Here is a 22,037-nt window from a genome sequence, read left to right as displayed (position 1 = left end):
AAAATGGGAATGTTACAAACCATGCGCTGGTTCGGGCCGAACGATCCGGTGTCATTGATGGATATCCGGCAGGCCGGATGCGAAGGCATCGTTACGGCATTGCACCAGCTACCGGTTGGGGCCGTATGGTCCGTGGACGAAATTGAGAAACGAAAGCAGCTGATCGAAGCCGACAACGGCCAGTACACGCCCCTGCACTGGGCGGTGGTCGAAAGCCTGCCCGTTCACGAGGATATTAAGAAAGGGCGGCCGAGCCGGGCCACCTATATCGAGAATTACAAGCAATCGATCCGGAATCTGGCGGCCTGCGGTATTAAAACGGTTTGCTACAACTTCATGCCGGTGCTCGACTGGTCGCGAACCAACCTGACGTATCAGATGCCCGATGGCTCACGGGCGCTGCGGTTCGTCTGGCAGGATTTTGCCGTGTTTGACCTGTGCATTCTGAAACGTCTCGGCTGCGAAGCTGACTATGAACCAGAGGTTGTCGAAGCGGCCCGCGAAGCGTTTACGCAGATGTCGCCCGAGCGTATTCTGGAATTATCCTCGATCGTGCTGCTCGGTCTGCCGGGTTCGGAAGAAAGATTCACGCTTGAAACCTTCCAGGGTCTGCTGGACGAGTACGCTCAGATCGGCGATGCGGCCCTGCGCGAGAACCTGTATCATTTCATCCGGGAAGTGGCCCCGGTCGCCCAGGAAGCAGGCGTCAACCTGTGCATTCACCCCGACGACCCGCCGTTTCCGCTGCTTGGACTTCCGCGTGTAGTCAGCACTGAAGCCGACCTTTCGCAACTCATGGAAGCCAGCGACGTAACGGCCAACGGGATTACGTTCTGCACCGGCTCGCTCGGCGTCCGCGCCGACAATGACCTGCCGGGCATGATCCAGCGTTTTGGTGAGCGGATTCATTTCATTCACCTGCGCACCACGAAGCGGGAAGAGAACCCCCGTAATTTCCACGAGGCCGACCACCTGGCGGGCGACGTCGATATGTATGCCGTTGTGAAAGCCATTGTGCAGGAACAGCAGCGACGCGCCAGGCTGGGCGTGGGCGAACCGTCTATCCCAATGCGCCCCGACCACGGCCACCAGATGCTCGACGATTTGCATAAGAGAACCTATCCCGGCTACTCGGCCATTGGTCGTATGCGCGGTCTGGCCGAAATCCGGGGGCTGGAACTTGGCATCACCCGATCACTGGCGGAGCGGGAAGAAATCGTTTCGCAGGATCTAGCCGAAGAAAACCATGAAGGGTAAACATATAGGCTGCTTCCTGCTGGTCCTGTTACTTCTGGCGAACAGCAGTCGCGCCGACGATGGTTACCGGCTCTGGCTGAAATATGACCTGCTTAGGGACGCAGGCAAACGGGAAGCCTACGCCCGTTCGGCGCAGTTTATTTCCATCCAGAACAACAGCCGGGCCTCATCTGACCCGGTTCTAAAAACAGCCGCCCAGGAATTACAGGCCGGTTTGCAGGGGCTTCTGGGTAAACCTGTTCCAATTATCACCAGTGTCCCGAATAAAACCGGCGGCATTATCCTGACCACCGGAACGGGAGCCGAGAGCCAGTCGCTCAATGACGAAGGCTACCAGATTACCCGGCGTCAGAACAACCTGGTCATTACCGGCAAAAGCAGCGCGGGGGTCCTCTACGGGGCATTTGCCCTGCTGCGTCAGGTCCAGACGCTCCAGTCCCTAGAAGGTATCGCGCTGACCAGCAGCCCCAAAGTACGGTATCGGTTGCTGAACCACTGGGACAACGTAAACGGCACCATCGAACGGGGGTATGCGGGCTCGTCGCTCTGGAAATGGTATGAACTGCCCGAGCGCATTGACCCGCGCTACCGCGATTACGCCCGCGCCAATGCGTCGCTGGGTATCAATGGCACCGTCGTCAATAACGTCAATGCCAGCTCCCGCTTTCTGACGGGGGAGTATCTGGAAAAGGTAGCGGCCCTGGCGAACGTCTTCCGCCCTTACGGTATCCGGGTGTATCTGTCGGTATATTTTCCGGCGCCCAAAACCATCGGCGGTCTGAACACGGCCGACCCGCTCGACCCGCAGGTCCGGCAGTGGTGGGCCAATAAAACGAAAGAAATCTATGCGGCCATTCCGGACTTTGGCGGCTTTCTGGTCAAAGCCAATTCCGAAGGCGAACCCGGTCCGCAGGATTACGGCCGGACGCATGTCGATGGGGCCAACATGCTGGCCGAAGCCCTGGCTCCTTATGACGGCGTGGTTATGTGGCGTTCGTTCGTTTACAAAGCCGATCCCAAAGGCGACCGGTTCAAAGCGGCTTACGAAGAGTTCAAACCCTTCGACGGGCAGTTTAATAGGAAAGTAATCGTGCAGGTCAAGAACGGCCCCATTGATTTCCAGTCGCGGGAACCCTTCTCGCCCCTGTTCGGAGCCATGCCCAGAACGCCACTGGCCATGGAGTTCCAGATCACCCAGGAATACCTTGGCTTTGCAACGCATCTGGTTTACGAAGCGCCCCTCTTCAAAGAATGTCTGGAGTCGGACACCTACGCGAAAGGCAAAGGCTCAACGGTCGCCAAAGTAATTGACGGCAGTCTACATGGCTACCCCATAACGGCCATGGCGGGCGTAGCCAACACCGGCTCCGACCGAAACTGGACGGGGCATACGATGGGACAGGCTAACTGGTATGCCTTCGGGCGGCTGGCGTGGGATCATACGTTATCGTCGGAAGCGATTGCCCGTGAGTGGGTAAACATGACCCTGACCAACGAGCCAGCGGCCGTTAGCCAGATCACGAACCTGATGCTGCGTTCGCGGGAGATTTACGTGGATTACACCACCCCGCTCGGTCTGCATCACATTATGGGCTACGGGATTCACTACGGTCCCGAACCCTGGAAAGCCAACGCATCCCGGCCCGACTGGAATCATACGTATTACCACCGCGCCGACTCCATTGGGGTAGGCTTTGACCGGACAGCCACCGGCAGCAATGCGCTGAGTTTATACGCCCCCGACGTGCAGAAATTGTGGGGCAACGCCGAAACTTGCCCCCTGCCCTACCTGCTCTGGTTTCACCACGTACCGTGGACCAAAAAGCTGTCGACGGGCCGCTCGCTCTGGGACGAACTCTGCACCCGGTATTATACCGGCGTCGATTCGGTGGCCTGGATGCAGCGGCAATGGACGCAGGTTAAACCCGTCGTTGATCCGGAAATCTATGCCGACGTAGCTGGACGGCTGGCTACGCAGCACAAAGAAGCGCTGTGGTGGCGCGATGCGTGCGTGCTGTATTTCCAGACATTTTCCCGGCAACCCATCCCGGCTCCCTTCAAAAAGCCGGAACGAACCCTCGACGACATCAAACGACTGGTTAATACGTACCAGCTGCGTTAGGCTGTTCAGCGGCAATTGCCTGCTAAAAAATAGGTAGGTGTTTGGCCGGAGGGGCTTTATACAATAAACTATTCCGAAACCGCAAGAACCATGATCAAACCCGATATAACCTCGCTGTCGAGACGGAAATTTCTAAAGACAAGCGCCCAGGGGGCTCTGAGCACTGCCGTTATCAGCGGCTTCCCGACGATTGTACCCGCATCGGTATTTGGCAAAAACGCCCCGAGTAACCGGATTAACGTTGGCGCGATTGGCACCGGACGCATTTCCCGTGGTCACGATATGCCGGGCGTTTGGCAGTATGACAATGCGCTCATCATGTCCGTCTGCGATCTGGACAGCAACCGCGCCAATGACGCCAAGACGCTTGTCAATAGTGTGTATGCCAAGAAAACCGGCAAAAGCAACTACGATGGTGTGCGGGTTTATACTGACTACCGCGAACTGCTGAATAATAAAGACATCGACGCGGTACTGGTCAGCACGCCCGACCACTGGCACGCGCCCATTGTGATTGATGCGGTCCGGGCGAAGAAAGACGTGTATATGCAGAAGCCCGCTTCGCTGACTATCTCCGAGGGCCGGATGATGGCCGATGTGGTGAACCAGTCGAAGCAGATTGTGCAGGTGGGCAGCCAGCAGCGCTCGTCCGAGCAGTTCCGGTATGCCGCCGAACTGGTACGCAACGGGCGGATCGGTCAGTTAAAAACCGTGTATGTCGGCCTGCCCGGCGACCCCGGTGGCGACGAGGAACCGCAGATGCCCGTGCCGAAGAACCTTAATTACGATATGTGGCTGGGCACTACGCCCGAGGTCTATTATACCGAAAAGCGAGTGCATCCGCAGAGTGGTTACGACCGGCCGGGCTGGCTACGCTGCGAACAGTTTGGCGCGGGTATGATTACCGGCTGGGGTTCGCACCACATCGACTGCGCCCACTGGGCCATGAATACCGAGCATACGGGCCCGGTAGAAATCTGGGGTAAAGCCGATTTCCCGAAAAGCGGCCTGTGGGATGTTCACGGTATCTTCCGGACCGAAGCCGTCTATGAAAACGGCGTTCACATGATCGTCAGCAACGAGATTCCCAACGGCATACGGTTTGAAGGCACCGACGGCTGGATTTTCGTTTCGCGGGGCGATTCGTCGGTTACGGCCAGCGACCCGGTAGCCAAACAGAACGCGGCCAAAAAGCTGGACGCCAGCAACCCGAAACTGCTTACGTCGGTCATTGGCCCGAACGAAACGCATCTGACCGTCAGCAAAGAGCACCACGGCAACTGGCTGGAGAGCGTCGTCAGCCGGAAGCAGCCCATCGCGCCCGCCGAGATCGGCCACCGCTCCTGCTCGGCCTGCCTGCTCCACCACGCGGCCATGAAGCTGAACCGCAAGCTGTACTGGGACCCCCAGAAAGAGCAATTTAAAAACGATCCCGAAGCCAATAAACTGCTGTCGCGGCCGCAACGGGCACCGTATGCGATCAAAATGATGGCGGCTGCAAAAGGCCATTAAACCATGGCCGCAAATCAATGTAGCGTTAACCCCATCTCTCAATGAAGTTAATCCCCGCCGTTAGCTGGCTGCTTATGGCTACTACACTTGTTGCCTGTCAGTCGCCGGAAAAGAGCCGGACAGATTCCGATGCCATTCGCCTGATTACGCTGGACCCCGGCCATTTTCATGCCGCTCTGGTGCAGAAAACCATGTACGAAGGCGTCGATTCGATGGTGCACGTTTACGCACCGGACGGTCCCGATCTTCAGTTGTATCTAGACAAGATTCAGACCTACAACACCCGCCCCGATGATCCGACACACTGGAAAGAAGAGGTGTACCGGGGACCTGATTTTCTGGATAAGATGCTCGCCGAAAAAGCGGGGAACGTAGTGGTGATGGCGGGGAATAACCGGCTGAAAACGGATTATATCGGGAAGACCATTGACGCGGGATTCAACGTCCTGGCCGATAAGCCCATGGTCATCAGCGCGTCGAACTTCGACAAACTGAAACAGGCTTTTGCGACGGCGGAGAAGAAAAATGTGTTGCTTTATGACATCATGACCGAGCGGTACGAAATCACGACCATGCTGCAGCGGGCATTTTCGCAGCAGGCTGCCGTGTTCGGCACGCTCGAAAAAGGAACGCCCGACAACCCGGCCGTCACGAAAGAAAGTGTTCATCACTTCTACAAGAACGTATCGGGTAGCATACTCACCCGACCGGCCTGGTTCATGGACGTAGCGCAGCAGGGTGAAGGGATTGTAGACGTAACGACTCACCTCGTCGATCTGGTGCAGTGGGAATGTTTTCCAGAACAAACAATTGACTACCAGAAAGATATTCAGCTAACCTCGGCCCGGCGATGGACAACCGACATGAATCTGAGCCAGTTCAAAGCCATCACCAAGCAAGCAGCTTTTCCGGATTACCTGAAAAAAGACGTTGTGAACGACAGCGTTCTGCGGGTGTTTAGCAACGGCGAGATCAACTACCAGCTTCGCGGAGTGCACGCTAAAGTTTCCGTTACGTGGGCCTACAAAGCCCCGGAGGGCGCGGGCGATACGCACTACTCGATCATGCGCGGCACCAAAGCCAATCTGATTATCCGCCAGGGAGCCGAACAGCAGTATAAACCTACGCTTTACGTCGAAGCCGTGTCGGGCAATACCGGCCTGGAGTCGGCGCTGAACAGTACGCTGCCTGCCATTCAGAAGGAGTTTCCGGGCGTTGAACTGAAAAAAGTGGCCAAGGGCTGGGAGATCGTTATCCCCGAAAAGTACAAGGAAGGCCATGAAGCTCACTTCGGACGAGTAACCGAAAAATACCTGCAGTACCTGAAAGCGGGCAAGATGCCGGCCTGGGAGGTGCCCAACATGATTGCCAAGTATTACACCACGACGCAGGCGCTCGAACTGGCCAAAAAATCAAAACCATCAGCAACGCTCGCCAGTAAATAGATTCAAAACCGACCCACTCAAAACCTAACAACCCGGATGAAAGACGCACAGGATAATCGGCGCACATTTATCAAGGAATCCATTACGACGGCCGCTGGCCTATTCATGATGCCCGGTCTGTCTACCGAAACGCTGGCCGCGCCCAAAGTCGTTACGTGTCAGTCGGCAGCCATTCTGCCGAGGAAGTCTGCAGCACCCCGTATCCGGTTTTCGGTCATCAAAATAAACCACGGGCATATTTACAGCCAGGTGGAAGCCGTGATCCGGGGCGGTGGCGAGTTGGTTTCCTTCTACGCGCCGGAAGCCGACCTGGTTGCGGCTTTTGCCAAGCGCTACCCACAGGCCAAACAGGCTCGCAATGAGCAGGAAATTCTGAATGACAAATCTATCCAGCTCGTGCTGACCTCCGGTATTCCGGAAGAGCGCGCTCCGCTGGGTATTCAGGTAATGCGGAGCGGGAAAGATTTCATGACCGACAAACCCGGCATCACGACGCTTGAGCAGCTCGCCGATGTGCGTCGGGTTCAGAAAGAAACCAAGCGGATTTATTCGATCATGTACAGCGAACGGCTCGAAAACCGGGCCACCGTTAAGGCTGGCGAGCTGGTCAAAGCCGGCGCGATTGGCAATGTTATTCAGACCATCGGTCTGGGACCACACCGCATGACGCCGAAATCAAGGCCCGATTGGTTTTTCGACAAAAAACGCTTTGGCGGAATTATCTGCGATATCGGCTCGCACCAGTTCGATCAATTTCTGTTTTTTACCGGCTCGAAAAAAGCGGAAATTGTAGCCTCGCAGGTCGGCAATGTTCATTACCCGCAGTATCCTAAGTTCGAAGATTTTGGCGACGTCATGCTGCGGGGCGATGGCGGCACCGGCTACATCCGGGTCGACTGGTTTACGCCCGACGGGCTTAAATCGTGGGGCGATGGTCGGCTGACGATCCTCGGTACGGATGGCTTCATCGAACTCCGCAAGAATATTGACCCGGCTGGTCATCCGGGCGGTAACCACCTCTTTATCACCGATCATAAAGAGACTCGCTACCTGGATTGCAGTAAAGAGCCGCTGCCCTACGGCGAACAGCTTGTGGATGACATTTTGAACCGGACCGAAACGGCCATGTCGCAGGAGCACTGCTTTCTGGCGACGGAACTGGCGCTCAAAGCTCAGAAACAGGCCGAGACAATTCACCTAAAGAAATAACTGATCCGATTCCATATGAACCAATTCAGGGCGGTACTGCTGTCCAGTTTGTTTTTTGCTTTGCTGGCTACGGAGTTAAGTTGGGCCAAAGACCCCATCAACTGGAAAAAGGTCAGCGTGCTGGTGTACACCAAAAACGGGAAAGGCTACGTCCACGATAACATTCCCAACGCCGTTGCCTGCCTTCAGAAACTCGGTCAGCAGCACGGCTTTAAAGTGGATGTTTCGGATCAGCCGACTGTCTTTACGGAAGCTAATCTGAAGCAGTATTCAGCCCTGATTTTTCCCAGCACCAACAACGACGTGTTCGATACCGACGCGCAGCGGCTGGCCTTCCGGCGCTATATTGAAGCCGGGGGCGGGTTCGTCGGGATTCACTCTGTCATGGGTACTGAACGGAACTGGGCCTGGTTTAAGCGCATGATTGGCGGTACGTTTTCCTGGCATCCGCCATTCCAGAAAATTAGAATCGACGTAATCGACTCCAGCCACCCATCGGTGCAGGGGTTACCGAAAGTGTGGGAGAAAGAGGATGAATTTTATTTCGCCAAAGACATGTCGCCCGGCCCAACGGTCATTATGGCGAACGATCTTACGTCGCTCGATCTTAACAAAGAACCCGACAAAATAAAGCAGAACGCAGGCTCTTATACGCAGCTTTATCCGTCCGTCTGGTATTATAATTTCGACGGGGGGCATACGTGGTGCACTACCCTCGGCCACCACAAAAAAGATTACGAAGACCCAACTTACGTGCAGCATATTTTTCAGGGTATCCGCTACGTAGTAGGGCAGGTCAACAAGATTGATTTCAGCAAAGCCTACGCCGATTCGCGGGACACACCCATTCGCTGAATCTGAGACTTTGCCACCTTCAACCAAGTATAATGGAACAGACACATACCAGCCCTGCGGGGCAACCGGCCGAAGCTCCGGCTTATTCCTCTGTTTTTTCACTGGCCGGGAAACTGGCCCTCATCACGGGCGGTGGTAGCGGAATTGGCTTGGACATTGCCCGCTGCATGGTCCTGTCCGGCGCCACCGTCATCATTACGGGTCGGCGCGAGCAGCCGCTTCAGCAAGCCGTCGAATCACTCGGTCGGCAGGCTCATTATAAGGTCAACGACGTGACGGCGCGGGCGTCGCTCGACGGCCTGGTTGAAGAAATCGAAGCTGATTACGGACCTATCGACATCCTGATTAACAACGCCGGGATTAACATGAAAAAACCGGCGCTGGAAGTTTCTGACGAGGATTTCGACCGGATCGTCCATACCAACCTGAACTCTGTGTTTAGTTTGACGCGCGCCTGTGCGCAGCGCATGATCGAACGGCGCAGCGGCTCGATCATCATGATCTCGTCAATGGCAGCCTACTACGGCATTGACCGCGTTGTAGCCTATGCAGCCTCCAAATCGGCCGTTGAGGGCATGGTAAAAGTGTTGGCGTCGGAGTTTTCGGGGCAGGGCGTGCGCGTCAATGCCATCGCGCCGGGGTTCATTGAAACCGAAATGAGCCGCACGGCCATGAACAATGACCCCGACCGGCGCGACCGGGCCATGCGCCGAACGCCCATGGGCAAGTTTGGCAAGCCCGAAGACATTGGCTGGGCGGCCGTGTTTCTGGCGTCCGATGCCGCCCGCTACATTACCGGCGCTTCGCTGCCGGTGGATGGCGGCAATTCCATCGGGTTCTAAAAATTGTCGCATCGTTCGCTCTCCTGTTGGCTCGTGTACCTATCCAAAGGTACACGGAGCAACAAATGACCGGATGAGCCGGAAGCGTCACGGCTGACATGTTTCCTATTGTCTAAAAAACGCCGGAACGTTACTGACGTAATGTTCCGGCGTTTTTTAGATCGGCGCTTCTGATGAAGTATTCACCCCGTGCAAGTTCGTAATGATAATGCCCTGAGGTTGGCCATGAACCTTAAGTAGGAACGTACTACGAGGCCGTAAACCTCTGATATTTGTGGACTTTATCCGAACTATACCCTTCGAAGGGTTAATTCAGGCAAAGCTGCATTACGTTGACCAGATGCTTCGAATAAACCGTTTTGACTACGTAAGCCTGACACCCCAGGTCATAGCAGCGGTTTATTACCTCGTCTTCATTCAGAGTGGTTCGGACAACGACCGGAACCCGCCGGTACTCCTCGATTGCTTTCAGCAAGCGAAGCGTGTCGAAGCCATTCATAATTGGCATGTCCAGATCCATCAGGATCATGTCGGGTAGCCGTCCATCCAGCCGGTGAGTCAGTTGGATGAACAGTTCGGCACCATTGCCAAAAAAACGTAGTCGGCAGGACATGCGGTAATCGTCCATTATTTCTTTCAACATACCGCAGTCCCTGTCATTATTATCAACGACGTAGATCAGGTGATTCTGTAAATCTGTCATCAAGTTGAACAATGCACTTACTTCACGGGGAAGTTGCGCTTTAAGGCTTTAAGTAACGGGTGGGTATAGTCACATGAACCTATATTCTGCTGAATTTAATAGCCTAACCGCAACATCTGATTAACAAGTAGTTTTACTCAGACCCACGATTAATACCCTTAATTCAACAATACACGTAAGGACTATACTCCAAAAATATACGTTCAATTTTAAATTTCAAAAGTTTGTAAACTACTAAACGTCAGTTTATTCAAGTAACTATATAGGCACAATACTTTATATATCTGATAATTAAGCTAAAACAGTGGTCACACCAAGAAATCTAAGTAAATTTTCATTTTTTGAAGATAGCTCCTGGCTGGGTGGTCTACGGTTTACCGATCCAATCGGCTGTTGATTAGTAAGTAATTATAACCGTATTTTAGGAGTCTTAAACCGACAATTTTACATGAGAATCTTTTCCGGCTTAATGGCAGGGCTGTGCGTTCTGTTTTCCATTCTACTGACAGGTCTGCTTGCGTTACCCGCAAGTGCGCAGATAAACCCGGCTTTATACGATACGGATAAGCTGTCACCTGCCTTTCATGCCGATCGACGGGCCGCCTTACGGGCCGCCATGCCCTCCAACACGGCAGTCGTGGTGTTTGCCAACCCCGAACGGAACCGCAATAACGACACCGATTTTCAGTATGCGCAGGACCCGAACCTGTACTACCTGACGGGCTACGGCGAACCGAACGCCCTGCTGATTATCACCAAAGACGAAGTGACGGTCGGCAATCAGCGCGGCACGGAGTTTTTCTTCGCGCAGGAACGTAACCCACGCCAGGAGACCTGGACGGGCCGGCGACTGGGAACAGAAGGGGTTACGAATCAACTTGGGCTGCGGAACGTTAGTCTGGGAAAAGATTTCAACAACTTCCCGCTTGACTTCGCCCGGTTCGACAGTGTTCTGTGCGTCTTGCCTAAAGGGGCGGTTGACTACGCCGACCCAAAAGAGAAAGCAGACCTCTTTGATTTGATCGGTCAGTTTAATGCCAAAACCCAGGACTGCACCGTCTCTGCGCCTGCGTTCCGGCTGGTTATGGCTAAACTGCGGCAGTTCAAACAACCCGAAGAGATGGCGCTGCTCCAGAAAGCTATTGACATTACCTGCCAGGGGCACCGCGAAGTCATGAAATTCTTGGCTCCCAACCTGACGGAATACCACGCTCAATCGGTGATGGAGTATATGTTTAAAAGCAACGGTTCCGAATACGTAGGCTACGGCTCAATCGCGGGCGGGGGCGAGAACAGCTGCATCCTGCACTACATCACCAACCGCCGGAAACTCCAGGACGGCGACCTGTTCCTGGCCGACTGCGGGGCCGAGTACCACGGCTATACCGCCGACGTTACCCGCACCATGCCCGTCAACGGCACGTTTTCACCCGCCCAGAAAGCTATTTACGAGCTGGTGCTGGCGGCTCAGGAAGCAGGTTTTTCGGCCTGCAAGCCCGGAACTCCGTTTCGGAACGTTCATAAAGCTGCATTTCAGGTGGTTCAGGATGGCCTGGCCAGGCTGGGAATCGCCAGAGATTCTGCCGAAACGGCCCGGTATTTTATGCACGGCACCTCGCACAGCCTCGGGCTCGACGTTCACGACTGGCGGGTTGGCGACCGGATGATTCCCTCCCACAACCCGGCGCTGACCAATCTGAACCCCGGTCTGGTGCTGACGGTTGAACCAGGCGTATACATTCCGGCGAATTCGCCCTGCGATCCAAAATGGTGGAACATCGGCGTGCGAATTGAAGACGACGTGCTTATTACCGACACAGGTCACCGGGTTCTGTCGCTGACAGCTCCGCGTACCGTAGCAGACGTCGAAAAACTCATGCGCGAGCCGAGTCAGTTTAAAAAGCCGGTGAGCCGTTAAGTCTCCTGACGAATCACTCCCCTTAACCCCCTGTCCATGAACCGCCTGCTTCTTTACAGCCTCACGGCGCTCTTTAGCCTAGTCTTCTGCCCACACTCATCGTCGGCACAGGCTAAACCCGCCCAGAAAACCTATACGTTTCTGATTTACCATAAACTAGCCCCCGGCTACACCATTCAGGACGCTTTACCCATTGAACGGGAGTGGAAGACCCTGAATCAGGCCGCCGTGGATGAAGGGAATCTTGAAGGCTGGTACATGATGGTCAAGCAGTTCAGTTCGAACCCCAACCCGGCCGAGTATGACTACGTAACCCGCATAGTTGGGCGGGATGTTAACCTGAAAGGCGCATCGCCGGCGGCCCTGACCCGAATTTATGGCGACAGTGCAAAGGCGAGAATGGCCGATCTCCAGAAGCGTGATCGCACCGTGGCTCCCGTAGTCAAGATAGAAATTTGGGAAACGCTCGATGCGGCCTATGCGCCGGGCTTCGCACCCGGCCAGACTCCGCTGATGGTTGTTGACCGGATTCGGCGTAAAGACCCGGTGACCGACACGGAAAACCTCGTTAGCCAGATGAAGCGACTGAGCGAAGAGCGCATCAAACGCAATACGCTGGCGGGCTGGGACTTTTCGGCCCTGATTATTCCGAACGGCAGCGAAAAAGGCTTCGACCGCAGCGTGGCGTACTACGTCGGCAACCTAAGCGCGATTGCAAATCCGGGTCTGATGGAGGCTGCCGGCGCCATCATGACACCCCAGGCGTATAAGCAGTTCCGCAACCAGATAGCCCAGACATTCGACGTAGTGCGGCAGGAAGTGTACCGCTTTATGGAGTTTACCACGAAAGCCGGTAACTAAGCCCGGGCTATTTCCCCATCCATTTTTTAAACTCGGTCACTTTTTCCCGGCTAACGATGGCTTCCTTATCGAACCCCGGGCGAAGCGTCAGGGCCAGGCGGTTACCAAAATACGGCTGCATCTGATCAACCGACCGGTGGGTAACGATGACGCTCCGATTGATTCGATAGAAGTTTGAGGGATCGAGCGAATCAGCCAGTTCGTCGAGGGTGTAATCCACCAGAAACTTCTGGTTGTTATGCGTTCGGAAAAAGCTGAATCGCTCATCGGTAAAGAAATAAGAGATTTCGCTCGTTTCGACCGAAAGCAGCCGCTGCCCCTGCCGAACCAGGAATCGCTTGCGGTAATCTTTCGGCTGCTGGCCTAACTGCAGTTCACGCAAGAGTTTATCGAGGTTGAGCGCCGGGGTTTCGGCCGCGGGGCCATTACCGCGCAGATCGCGAAACTTTTTCAGGCTCCGCTGCAGATCTTCTTTCTGAATGGGTTTCAGCAGGTAATCAATGCTATTAACCTTAAAGGCCTGCAGGGCGTATTCATCATAAGAAGTCGTAAAAATGACCGTGCTCTGTACGTTCACCCGCTCAAATATCTCAAAACTCTGCCCGTCGGCCAGTTCAATATCCATGAAGATCAGGTCCGGCGCATTGGTCGTCTGATGCTTTTCCAGCCAGTCTACGGTATCTTCAATGCTCGCCGTTACTCCCGCAATCGAGAGGGTAGGATCTACTTCGGCTACTAATTTCTGCAGTTTACGGACAGCCAGGTCTTCGTCCTCAACGATCAGCACGTTCATGATTAAGCGGGGTTAACAGGGGTAAGATAACACTAAAATAACCATCGGCCTCCCCCACAATCGGCTCATTCTGAGCCAGCAGTCGGTATTTAGCCTCAATATTAGACAAGCCCACCTGATTAGACAGGGTTCGGGTGTTTTTGCGCTGAAGGTTGTTACGAACCAGCAGTTCGGCGGCTCCTTCCGGCGAACTACCAGATTCGGCGGGCCGGGTTTTGATTTCCAGCGTAAGCGGTCGGTTCGCTTGGATTATGTTGTGTTTAACAGCATTTTCCAGCAGCATCTGCAGGGTCAGGGGCGGCAGCCGGTACAGGTAGTAATCCGGCGCTACGTCGACCTGTAGTTCAATACCGGCCTGGTAGCGCGTTTTCAGCAGGTGATAATACGAGTCAACGAACTCCAGCTCGGCAGACAGCGTCGTGAGTTGCGACTGATTAGTCTGAAGCAGGTAACGGTACACCTTGGCCATTTCATCCACGAACTGCTCTGCCTTGTCGGGTTCGTCGGCAATCAGCGACGAAAGCGAGTTCAGGCTATTGAACAGAAAGTGAGGGTTGACCTGATTTTTCAGACTTTCGAACTGACTTTGCAGATTGGCTTTTTTCAACTGCTCAGACTCCGCCAGGTTTTCCTGCCACCGGCGCATCGTGTACAGGCTTTCGTAAAGAAAAATAGTAACAATGTTGCCGACCCGCCCGTAAACAAACAGGCTCAGCAGTTGGCCAGTCCCGTAAGCTGCGGGCAGCAGCCCCGACTGGACGTAAGCATAAAACACAACCTGCTCGATCAGCGACGTAAATAGGAATAAGAAGGCGGCATTGAGCAGCACCCGCTGGGGCGTCTGCGACAGATTCGGATACCGGCGGGTAATCAGACGAAGCACCGGGTCGTAAACTGTAAACATGGCGGTAATCACCACTGCAGCCTGCAGCAGGGCCAGCCCAAATAGCCCAATATGCGTAGTCAGCAGGGGCCCGAAAAGGGAATAGGTCACAACCACGCTCAGGCAAGGCATCAACAGCCAATACACCTGCCGACTGCGTAGGCTGATCCAGGGCGGCCACCGGAGCACTATGTCCATAATCGTCTTCATGCAGTGATGGCCTGTCTGGACGGAATAAGCGGTAACCAGACTGAAAAATGCGATTCGTTTTCAGCAATGGACGGAATGCGTTTACCCAGTAACTGATACCGGACAATCAGCGCCGACAGACTTCCCTGCCCGCCATCAACCCGGCGCACCCGGATCTGCCGGTTGTTGCGCACCAGCAAACGCCCGGTGTTGGCCGTACTGATCTCAATACACAGGGGCCGGTCCGGGCTGATAGTATTGTGTCGGGTTGCGTTATCAATCAAGGTCTGGAGCGTTAACCGGGGCAAGTAACAGTCCCGATATGCCATATCCACGTTGAAGCGGAACGAAATGCCGGTTCCGTAGCGTGTAGTGAGCAAATACGCGTAGGAAGTGGCGAACCGCAGCTCGTCTTCGAGTGTCGCCAGATCACGGTCGCGGCCGGGGTCATCAACCGGATCTCTACGCAGCATATACCGATAGACGTGCGCCAGCGCATCAACGAACTTTTCGGCGCGTTGTGCGTCCTCCCCAATCAGGGAAGAAAGCGAGTTCAGGCTATTGAACAGAAAGTGCGGATTGACCTGCGTTTTGAGCGCATCGAGCTGATTTTCAATCTGGAGCCGCTGCAGACCTTCTTTTTCCATCTGCTTTTCGCGCCATTTGCCCAGCAGAAACAGACAGCCGTGCGCCAGGCAGAACAGCAGGTCGAAGATAAAACCCAGCCGCAACAGATTGCTCCACAATTCGGGAGTGATTGCGATGGAAAGCAGCGGAATGAATGCATAAGCCAGTAAGGTCAGGCAGATTGTCAGGAGCGTAACGGCCAGCACTCCTCCGAACATAACTCCCATTCGATAGAGCGTCTGGCTAACCTCTGAGTAGCGCTTTTCGGTCTGGTTGGCTACCCATCCGCAGGCAAAGATGGCAAAGGCATAGAAGGTATACAAAAACACCGTAGCGGTTATCAGCAACCGCCAGTCGGTCCAGTACCGGTCGCCCAGAAGAATGTAATTTCCAATTGGCACCGTCCAGGCAAAGGCCCCAAAGACATACCACCATTGCCGCGCAGGAAGCAGCACCGGCCGACCGCTGAGGGCAGACTGGCTCGTTTCGGGTGACAGATCGATGGGCATGGTCAGGTTACAGAAAACGGGCTTCACCGGCACACACGGACGCGTACAGGTGAAGCCCCGAAACTAGGAAATTGACGGACAAAACCTGTGCCACCCCCGTACGAACTGAACCAAAAGGCGGATGAACTGAGAAAAACAGGGGATGAATCGTATGAACAAATAGGCGTGTAATCGCCGGGCCGTTCTCTAATAATACGCCGGATAGCTATAGCGGCTTAGGCAACCGGTAAACATTGGTTTCACTCATTGGTTGCCTGGATGAACAATCCGAAAACAGTCATGGCAAACGACCCTAAAATTGACCGGCGCGACGACGTTCGCCCAGCGGAAGGCGAGCACAAATACGGCGACGTTGAATTTGCCGACCCAACCAACAAAAAGTACCCGATTGATACGCCTGAGCACGTACGGGCCGCCTGGTCGTATATCAATCACAAAGACAACGCAGCCAAGTACGATAAGGACGAGGTAGAGGTTATTAAAAACCGGATTCGAAAAGCCGCCAAAAAACACGACGTAGACATCAGCGACTAACCGCCGTCGGAGCGGTTACGTCTTGCGTTTTTTCTTCCGGGCCGACGGAAACAGGACGTTATTGAGAATTAATCGATAACCGGGCGAGTGCGGGTGCAGATTCAGGTCGGTGGGGTTTCGAAAGCCCCCGCCCCGCACGGACTCGGGGTCGTGACCGCCGTAGAACGTCCACTGCCCCCGGCCAAGTTCACCATACAGATATCGGTGAGATGTCTTGCCTTCGCCCATGACCAGTACGCTCGGTTTAACGGCCGATTTGCGGAAGGCCGTTGTCTGACCCATAAACTCTTTAATGATCGACTCGTGATTCTGGGTTAGCATGGCCGGAATGACATCCCACTTGGCCGAAAAGTTGAACAGCTCAAAGAAGCCCCCCGGCTGGTCATAGCCCCGGCCGCCCGTCGAGTTAATGTCTGAAAAAGTTGAATAGCCCCGGTAGCCATTATCGCCTTCGAGCGTAAAATTTTCAAACGCCACCGACTTGCTGAAGTCCAGTTTCGACTGCGCATCAGGATCAACGCCGTCGCCGTCGTAGCTACTGCCAACGATGTCCACGCCTTCGGCCGCCAGGGCAATGTCGAAGGTTTCGGCGCCCGAACACATCGCGAACAGGTACCCGCCCCCGGCGCAGAACTCTTTGATCGCTTTGGCCACCGCCAGCTTCATCTGCGATACTTTGGCGAAGCCATATTTTTTGGCAATATCTTCCTGGGCTTTAATGTCGGCCAGCGACTGCCGATGCAGATTCCGGCCATACTGCCCCGTAAAATCTTCGTGGTGGAGGTGCAGCCAGTCGTATTTAGGCAGCTCGCCCTTCAGAATTTCCTCATCGTAAACCACCTCATAAGGAATCTCGGCATAGGTCAGGACCAGCAGCACGGCGTCGGTATTTTCAAACTCCGAGGGGCTGACCTTGATTGGCGAGTACACAATAATTTTGGCGGCCTTCTGAAGCGTCACCACGTTCATGTTCAGGTCCGGGTCGGCCAGTTGCTGACGTAACGAAGCCGCTTTGGCATCGCTCAGGACCTCGAACGAAACGCCCCGCACCCGGCACTCGGTTTCAAAGGCCGACGTCTGTTTGATCAGAAAGCTGCCACCCCGATAGTTCAGCAGCCAGTCAACTTCCTGATCATCTTTCAGCACTTTATAAGCGATACCATAGGCCTTAAGGTGATTGGCCTGCTGATCGTCCATCGGGATCAGGATGGAATTAGCCCAGCCCGACGTAACCCGGCCGACAACGGCCCAAATAACCAGAAGAAAAAGGAGATGCCGTTTCATGAAGCGCGTTATTTTTGACTCACCTTACTAACTTATTGCCAAACCGCTACCTGAATGGTCTGGAATTTCTTACAAGTTACTCGTTACGGCGTTACGCTTATTTCTGTTCTTTTCCTGTTTGCTATGGCCTGCAGTCGCCAATCGGTTCCCAATGGTTCATTGCCCGTCGAAACGGGCGTGTCACAAACGCTGGCCAAGGTCCGGGCGCAGACTATCCGCCAATTGACTTATGCGCTGCATTTCGATATTCCAGATCAGAAAACCCAGCCCATTCCGGCCACGGAAACCCTTACGTTCGACTGGCAAAAAAACAGGGCTTCGTTACAGCTCGATTTTAAGGAAGAACGTACTCATTTGCAGAATGTTTCAGTCAACGGTCTGGATATTCCGGTTGCATTTGAAAGCGAACATATCCTGATTTCTCCTGCTTTTCTGAAGCCCGGACGTAATTCAATTAGCATCCGGTTCACGGCTGGGAATCTATCGCTGAACCGCAACGATGACTACCTGTATACGTTGCTGGTGCCCGACCGCGCCCGCACGGTCTTTCCATGCTTCGATCAACCCGATTTAAAGGCGTCGTTTCAACTGTCGCTGACGGTCCCGGCCGGTTGGCAGGCCATGACCAACGCTCCTCTGCGTGACTCATCGGCAACCGGCGAGCGGAAAGCCCTGACGTTTCTGCCATCCAGCGTTATGCCTACATATCTCTTCTCGTTTGTGGCGGGCAAATTCACGCCGGTTCAGCGAACAGTGGCGAAGCGGTCCATGACGCTGCTTCACCGCGAAACCGACGCGACCAAAATCCGGCTGAGTCTGGATACGATTTTCCATCTACACGCCAACGCTTTACAATTTCTGGAAGACTACACGCAGATTCCCTATCCCTTTCAGAAATTCGATTTCGCGGCCATTCCTGATTTTCAGTACGGCGGCATGGAGCACGTTGGCGCCATTGATTACCGGCTGTCGAGTCTGTTTCTGGATGCTGGTGCCACCCGCGATCAGAAGCTTTCCCGCGCCACGCTGATCGCCCACGAAACGGCCCATATGTGGTTTGGCGACCTGGTTACGATGCGCTGGTTCAACGATGTCTGGCTGAAGGAAGTTTTCGCCAATTTCATGGCCGACAAGATTACCGAAACCTCTATACCCGACGCCAATTACGATCTTCAGTTCGTCACGGACCATTTCCCGGCTGCCTACGCCGTCGACCGGACCGAGGGCACCAACCCCATTGGCCAGCCGCTGGGAAATTTGCAGGAAGCCGGAACGCTTTACGGGGGTATTATCTACCACAAAGCCCCGATCATGATGCGGCAGTTGGAGCGACTCATGGGAAAACCCGCCCTCCGCGACGGACTGCGCGAGTATCTGAAAAAATACGCCTTTGGCAATGCGACCTGGACCGATCTGATTACTATTCTGGACGCCCGCACGCCGGTTGATCTAAACGCCTGGAACCAGGTCTGGGTAAGCGAAACAGGACGACCCAAATTCACCTATAAGCTCGAAACGGCCAACGGAAAAATTAGTCAGTTTGTCGTTTCGCAGACAGGCGAAGACGGCTCCAACCGAATCTGGCCACAGTCCTTTGAAGTGATGCTGATATACCCGGATCATACGGAGGAACTGACCGTGCCGATGAATCAGTCGCAGGTTGCGCTGGCGGAAGCTGTGGGTAAGCCAGCCCCATCGTTTGTTGTATTCAACTCGTCGGGACAGGGCTACGGTCTGTTTCCCGTAGATCTGGCCATGATACCCAAAGTAGGAACGCTTAGCAATCCGGTAACGCGGGCCGCGGCTTATATCAATCTATACGAGAACATGCTAGCGGGGTCGGTTATCCGACCGGCGCAACTGGCCGAACACTACCGTACGCTGCTGAGCCGGGAAACGGAGGAGTTGAACCTGCGCCTATTGACCGGTCAGCTCTCCGACATCGTCTGGAATTTCACCAGACCCGAAGACCGGCCGGCTTTAGCCACTGCCGTTGAACAGGACGCCTGGCAGGCGATGGAACACGTAACCGTTGCGGGCCGTAAAAAGCTGCTGTTTCGCCTGTATCAGAACATCGCGTTCAGTCCGCCAGCCCAGGAGCGGCTATATGCCATCTGGAGCGAGCAGAAAGCGCCCGAGGGCGTAACCCTTACCGAAGATGACTATACCGCGCTGGCCCTTGCGCTGGCCGTGCGCGACTATCCTGCCGACAATATTTTGCAGCGCCAGTTAGGACGGATTAAAAATCCGGATCGGAAAAAGCGTCTGGATATTATGATGCCTGCTCTATCAACCAACGTCTCGGAGCGCGACGCCTTTTTTGCTTCACTGGCTATGGAAGCTAACCGCGACCATGAAGCCTGGGTGACGGCCGCCCTGGGGTATCTGCACCATCCGCTGCGAGCGGAAACGTCGGCGAAGTATCTGCCCAAAAGCCTGGAGCTACTCGAAGAAATTCAACGCACCGGCGATATTTTCTTTCCCGAATCCTGGTTGCGGTCAACCCTTTCGGCCTACCAGACACCCGCTACAACCCAGCTCGTACGGCAGTTTCTGGCCAATCGGCCGGGCTATAACCCGCGCCTGCGGGCTAAGCTGCTGCAGGCAGCCGATGGGCCATTCCGGGCCAGCCGATTGCTCTATGAAACCCGGTAAGGCTCATGAAACCAGAAACGGTTTGGGACTGAAGCACAGCACAAAAATCAGCAAGGCCAGCCAGCCCAGCACCAGCCGTTTGGTATCCAGTGGTTCCTCCAGTTCAGTTTCGGGGTGATAGATTCCCAGGAATCGCCCCAGCACGAACACGAAAACCAGAAACCCAGAATAGCCTTCCCAGTCCGGCCGCAGCCAGGAGAAAATCAGTTGGGTAACCACGATGCTTAACGTAATCAGCAGGGATGTCATGCGGTTCTCGCTGATGCGCATGAACGCCAGATACAGAAATCCGATGTACAGCGCGAACCAGCCCAGCTCGGTGTAGAATTTATCGTCGGACAGCTCAGCAAAAATGGCGGGTTTGAATAAGCCCAGCCCGGAATAAAACGCAAAAACAATAAACAGGGCGGGTGCTACCCACCCGAATCGCTCCCGACCGATGAGCGCATACAGAATGTGTCCGCCGTCCAGCTGGCCAATAGGAATCAGGTTGAGTGAGGTAAAAAACAGCGCGAGATAACCCGCCATCAGGTACGGGTAATGCACCATCTCGTTGGGATGCGGCACTCGCGCCGGGTCGGCTACGTATGTTTTGAAGAAGTTGAACAGCAGATTGTCGCCCAGCCCCACGGCTGCGCCTTCCGGCAGGTTATTGTACACATACTTACCGTAATCCAGACCATACTTTGCATAATCCGGATGGATGGTGAAGATAAACGACGGGTCGGGCAGGTGCGTGAATCCATACCACAGCACTACCAGCGCCAGCACAAACCCGGCCAGTGGCCCGGCAATGCCAATATCGAAATACTTCCGGCGGCTGTTAATGTAATCCTGAATGCGAATAAACGCCCCCAGCGTTCCGATGCTTTGGCCAATGCCAAGCCAGAGCGGAATGTAGTAAGGCAGCGTTACGCGCACCCGGTTGGCCTTCGCCGTGAAATAATGCCCGAACTCGTGCACCGTCAGGATAGCCAGAAACGGAAGTGAAAATTGCAGCCCGGCCACAAACTCCGGCCAGCCGAGCGTTGTCATTCCTGGCAGCGGAATAAACAGCCGCCCGAACATCCACTCGGCCCCGGCCATGGTGGTTGTGACGAGCGTGAGCAAAAAAAGACCTCCGTGAAGGAGGTAGGTTTTCGTACGTTGACTCATGGTATGAAGCCACTGAAGGACGGGGGCTAAATGCGTAATCGGATGATTATGCGCCTACGGCCCGGCCTGAAGCGTCTGGTCTAAATAATCAAGAATGGTTTTGGGTGGCTGAACGTGTACCGCCTGAATACCTAACTCGGACGCGGCCCGGATGTTCGCGGCATTGTCGTCGAAGAAAGCCGTTTCTTCAGCAACCAGTCCCTCACTGCTCAGCACGTGCTGGTAAATCTCCGGCGACGGCTTTGCCAGTCGAACCTCATAGGAATAAAATACCCGGTCAAAAAGCGATTCCAGCGTCGGCAGGTTCAGCCCCATGAGCACCTGATTTACCCGTCGAATGTGAATCGGACTGGTATTGCTCAGCAGAAACAGCCGGTAATTGGACTTCAGCTCCCCCAGTCGCTCAATACGTTCCACGGGCAGGTCGAGCAGTACCGTATTCCAGGCCGTATCAATAACCTCATCAGCCCAGTTGTCATTCCGGAGTAGTTGCCGAACGTGTCCCCGAAAGGCCACGTCGTCAATCAGCCCGGTTTCGTAATGATTGATGAACTGGTGCTGTTTCCAGATGGCCTGCACTTCTTCTTCCGGCAGATTGGCCAGCATGGCGAAGTTGCGGATGGGCGCCGTCAGGTCAATCGGAATAATTACGTCACCGAGATCAAAAATCAGATTCTTTATCAT

18 protein-coding genes are annotated in these 22,037 nt (G+C 54.6%); 11 read left to right on the top strand and 7 right to left on the bottom strand.

Going from position 1 to position 22,037, the window contains the following annotated elements; translation table 11 throughout:
* Positions 1-3: 3 nt before the first annotated feature.
* The 7 genes from uxuA (at position 4) to HNV11_RS08585 (ending at position 9,242) form a co-directional block, all read left to right on the top strand.
* The gene (gene uxuA, locus HNV11_RS08615) at positions 4-1,257 is read left to right on the top strand and encodes a mannonate dehydratase (RefSeq protein ID WP_171739280.1); all 1,254 of its coding nucleotides are present in this window, start codon (positions 4-6) and stop codon (positions 1,255-1,257) included.
* A complete protein-coding gene (locus HNV11_RS08610; protein WP_171739279.1) occupies positions 1,247-3,379 on the top strand; it encodes an alpha-glucuronidase family glycosyl hydrolase in 2,133 nt (710 codons plus the stop codon). Before uxuA ends, HNV11_RS08610 begins: the two co-directional genes overlap by 11 nt.
* 90 nt (positions 3,380-3,469) lie before the next feature.
* A complete protein-coding gene (locus tag HNV11_RS08605; RefSeq protein ID WP_171739278.1) occupies positions 3,470-4,891 on the top strand; it encodes a Gfo/Idh/MocA family protein in 1,422 nt (473 codons plus the stop codon).
* A gap of 41 nt (positions 4,892-4,932) precedes the next feature.
* A complete protein-coding gene (locus tag HNV11_RS08600) occupies positions 4,933-6,336 on the top strand; it encodes a putative oxidoreductase C-terminal domain-containing protein (protein ID WP_171739277.1) in 1,404 nt (467 codons plus the stop codon).
* 36 nt (positions 6,337-6,372) lie between these two features.
* Positions 6,373-7,545: a Gfo/Idh/MocA family protein gene (locus tag HNV11_RS08595; RefSeq protein WP_171739276.1), complete on the top strand. Its 1,173-nt coding sequence runs from the start codon at positions 6,373-6,375 to the stop codon at positions 7,543-7,545.
* 15 nt (positions 7,546-7,560) lie between these two features.
* A complete protein-coding gene (locus HNV11_RS08590; RefSeq protein ID WP_171739275.1) occupies positions 7,561-8,400 on the top strand; it encodes a ThuA domain-containing protein in 840 nt (279 codons plus the stop codon).
* A 32-nt stretch (positions 8,401-8,432) separates the two neighbouring features.
* On the top strand, positions 8,433-9,242 hold the full coding sequence (locus HNV11_RS08585) for an SDR family NAD(P)-dependent oxidoreductase (protein ID WP_171739274.1): 810 nt from the start codon (positions 8,433-8,435) through the stop codon (positions 9,240-9,242).
* 307 nt (positions 9,243-9,549) lie between these two features.
* Here the strand turns inward: HNV11_RS08585 and HNV11_RS08580 are convergent, their stop codons facing one another.
* Positions 9,550-9,945, bottom strand: a complete 396-nt coding sequence (locus tag HNV11_RS08580) for a response regulator (protein WP_171739273.1) — start codon at positions 9,943-9,945, stop codon at positions 9,550-9,552.
* Positions 9,946-10,393: 448 nt separating this feature from the next.
* Here HNV11_RS08580 and HNV11_RS08575 point away from each other — a divergent pair, with 448 nt between their 5' ends.
* Both HNV11_RS08575 and HNV11_RS08570 read left to right on the top strand, forming a co-directional pair.
* Positions 10,394-11,863: an aminopeptidase P family protein gene (locus HNV11_RS08575; RefSeq protein ID WP_240163859.1), complete on the top strand. Its 1,470-nt coding sequence runs from the start codon at positions 10,394-10,396 to the stop codon at positions 11,861-11,863.
* Between the two features lie 36 nt (positions 11,864-11,899).
* On the top strand, positions 11,900-12,724 hold the full coding sequence (locus HNV11_RS08570; RefSeq protein ID WP_171739272.1) for a hypothetical protein: 825 nt from the start codon (positions 11,900-11,902) through the stop codon (positions 12,722-12,724).
* 7 nt (positions 12,725-12,731) lie between these two features.
* Here HNV11_RS08570 and HNV11_RS08565 read toward each other — a convergent pair whose 3' ends face one another.
* From HNV11_RS08565 to HNV11_RS08555, 3 genes are read right to left on the bottom strand one after another with little or no spacing between them, the layout of a single operon-like run.
* Positions 12,732-13,517 carry a LytR/AlgR family response regulator transcription factor gene (locus tag HNV11_RS08565; protein WP_171739271.1) on the bottom strand — a complete coding sequence of 262 codons (786 nt, stop codon included), beginning with the start codon at positions 13,515-13,517 and terminating at the stop codon, positions 12,732-12,734.
* Positions 13,498-14,610, bottom strand: a complete 1,113-nt coding sequence (locus HNV11_RS08560) for a sensor histidine kinase (RefSeq protein ID WP_240163857.1) — start codon at positions 14,608-14,610, stop codon at positions 13,498-13,500. Before HNV11_RS08560 ends, HNV11_RS08565 begins: the two co-directional genes overlap by 20 nt.
* Positions 14,607-15,725: a sensor histidine kinase gene (locus HNV11_RS08555; protein ID WP_171739270.1), complete on the bottom strand. Its 1,119-nt coding sequence runs from the start codon at positions 15,723-15,725 to the stop codon at positions 14,607-14,609. Before HNV11_RS08555 ends, HNV11_RS08560 begins: the two co-directional genes overlap by 4 nt.
* Positions 15,726-16,004: 279 nt before the next feature.
* Here HNV11_RS08555 and HNV11_RS08550 point away from each other — a divergent pair, with 279 nt between their 5' ends.
* Positions 16,005-16,259 carry a DUF6582 domain-containing protein gene (locus HNV11_RS08550; protein ID WP_171739269.1) on the top strand — a complete coding sequence of 85 codons (255 nt, stop codon included), beginning with the start codon at positions 16,005-16,007 and terminating at the stop codon, positions 16,257-16,259.
* Positions 16,260-16,274: 15 nt separating this feature from the next.
* Here the strand turns inward: HNV11_RS08550 and HNV11_RS08545 are convergent, their stop codons facing one another.
* Positions 16,275-17,543 carry an asparagine synthetase B gene (locus HNV11_RS08545; protein WP_171739268.1) on the bottom strand — a complete coding sequence of 423 codons (1,269 nt, stop codon included), beginning with the start codon at positions 17,541-17,543 and terminating at the stop codon, positions 16,275-16,277.
* Between the two features lie 123 nt (positions 17,544-17,666).
* Here HNV11_RS08545 and HNV11_RS08540 point away from each other — a divergent pair, with 123 nt between their 5' ends.
* Positions 17,667-20,198, top strand: a complete 2,532-nt coding sequence (locus HNV11_RS08540; protein WP_240163854.1) for a M1 family metallopeptidase — start codon at positions 17,667-17,669, stop codon at positions 20,196-20,198.
* Positions 20,199-20,201: 3 nt separating this feature from the next.
* On the opposite strand, the gene HNV11_RS08535 is transcribed toward HNV11_RS08540, so the two are convergent.
* Both HNV11_RS08535 and HNV11_RS08530 read right to left on the bottom strand, forming a co-directional pair.
* Entirely contained in the window at positions 20,202-21,353 is a 1,152-nt protein-coding gene (locus HNV11_RS08535; protein WP_171739266.1) for a site-2 protease family protein, read from the bottom strand.
* A gap of 54 nt (positions 21,354-21,407) precedes the next feature.
* A complete protein-coding gene (locus HNV11_RS08530; RefSeq protein WP_171739265.1) occupies positions 21,408-22,037 on the bottom strand; it encodes an HAD family hydrolase in 630 nt (209 codons plus the stop codon).

It is taken from the genome of Spirosoma taeanense (genome assembly GCF_013127955.1).
Taxonomy (GTDB): domain Bacteria; phylum Bacteroidota; class Bacteroidia; order Cytophagales; family Spirosomataceae; genus Spirosoma; species Spirosoma taeanense.
The sequence above is the reverse complement of the archived record's forward strand: the minus strand, read 5'-3'. Positions and strand labels throughout refer to the sequence as shown.

Bases quoted from the DNA above. Each gene is read 5' to 3' on its own strand.
- uxuA (WP_171739280.1), top strand. From the start codon at position 4: ATGGGAATGTTACAAACCATGCGCTGGTTCGGGCCGAACGATCCGGTG.
- HNV11_RS08610 (WP_171739279.1), top strand. From the start codon at position 1,247: ATGAAGGGTAAACATATAGGCTGCTTCCTGCTGGTCCTGTTACTTCTG.
- HNV11_RS08605 (WP_171739278.1), top strand. From the start codon at position 3,470: ATGATCAAACCCGATATAACCTCGCTGTCGAGACGGAAATTTCTAAAG.
- HNV11_RS08600 (WP_171739277.1), top strand. From the start codon at position 4,933: ATGAAGTTAATCCCCGCCGTTAGCTGGCTGCTTATGGCTACTACACTT.
- HNV11_RS08595 (WP_171739276.1), top strand. From the start codon at position 6,373: ATGAAAGACGCACAGGATAATCGGCGCACATTTATCAAGGAATCCATT.
- HNV11_RS08590 (WP_171739275.1), top strand. From the start codon at position 7,561: ATGAACCAATTCAGGGCGGTACTGCTGTCCAGTTTGTTTTTTGCTTTG.
- HNV11_RS08585 (WP_171739274.1), top strand. From the start codon at position 8,433: ATGGAACAGACACATACCAGCCCTGCGGGGCAACCGGCCGAAGCTCCG.
- HNV11_RS08580 (WP_171739273.1), bottom strand. From the start codon at position 9,945: ATGACAGATTTACAGAATCACCTGATCTACGTCGTTGATAATAATGAC.
- HNV11_RS08575 (WP_240163859.1), top strand. From the start codon at position 10,394: ATGAGAATCTTTTCCGGCTTAATGGCAGGGCTGTGCGTTCTGTTTTCC.
- HNV11_RS08570 (WP_171739272.1), top strand. From the start codon at position 11,900: ATGAACCGCCTGCTTCTTTACAGCCTCACGGCGCTCTTTAGCCTAGTC.
- HNV11_RS08565 (WP_171739271.1), bottom strand. From the start codon at position 13,517: ATGAACGTGCTGATCGTTGAGGACGAAGACCTGGCTGTCCGTAAACTG.
- HNV11_RS08560 (WP_240163857.1), bottom strand. From the start codon at position 14,610: ATGAAGACGATTATGGACATAGTGCTCCGGTGGCCGCCCTGGATCAGC.
- HNV11_RS08555 (WP_171739270.1), bottom strand. From the start codon at position 15,725: ATGCCCATCGATCTGTCACCCGAAACGAGCCAGTCTGCCCTCAGCGGT.
- HNV11_RS08550 (WP_171739269.1), top strand. From the start codon at position 16,005: ATGGCAAACGACCCTAAAATTGACCGGCGCGACGACGTTCGCCCAGCG.
- HNV11_RS08545 (WP_171739268.1), bottom strand. From the start codon at position 17,543: ATGAAACGGCATCTCCTTTTTCTTCTGGTTATTTGGGCCGTTGTCGGC.
- HNV11_RS08540 (WP_240163854.1), top strand. From the start codon at position 17,667: ATGGCCTGCAGTCGCCAATCGGTTCCCAATGGTTCATTGCCCGTCGAA.
- HNV11_RS08535 (WP_171739266.1), bottom strand. From the start codon at position 21,353: ATGAGTCAACGTACGAAAACCTACCTCCTTCACGGAGGTCTTTTTTTG.
- HNV11_RS08530 (WP_171739265.1), bottom strand. From the start codon at position 22,037: ATGATAAAGAATCTGATTTTTGATCTCGGTGACGTAATTATTCCGATT.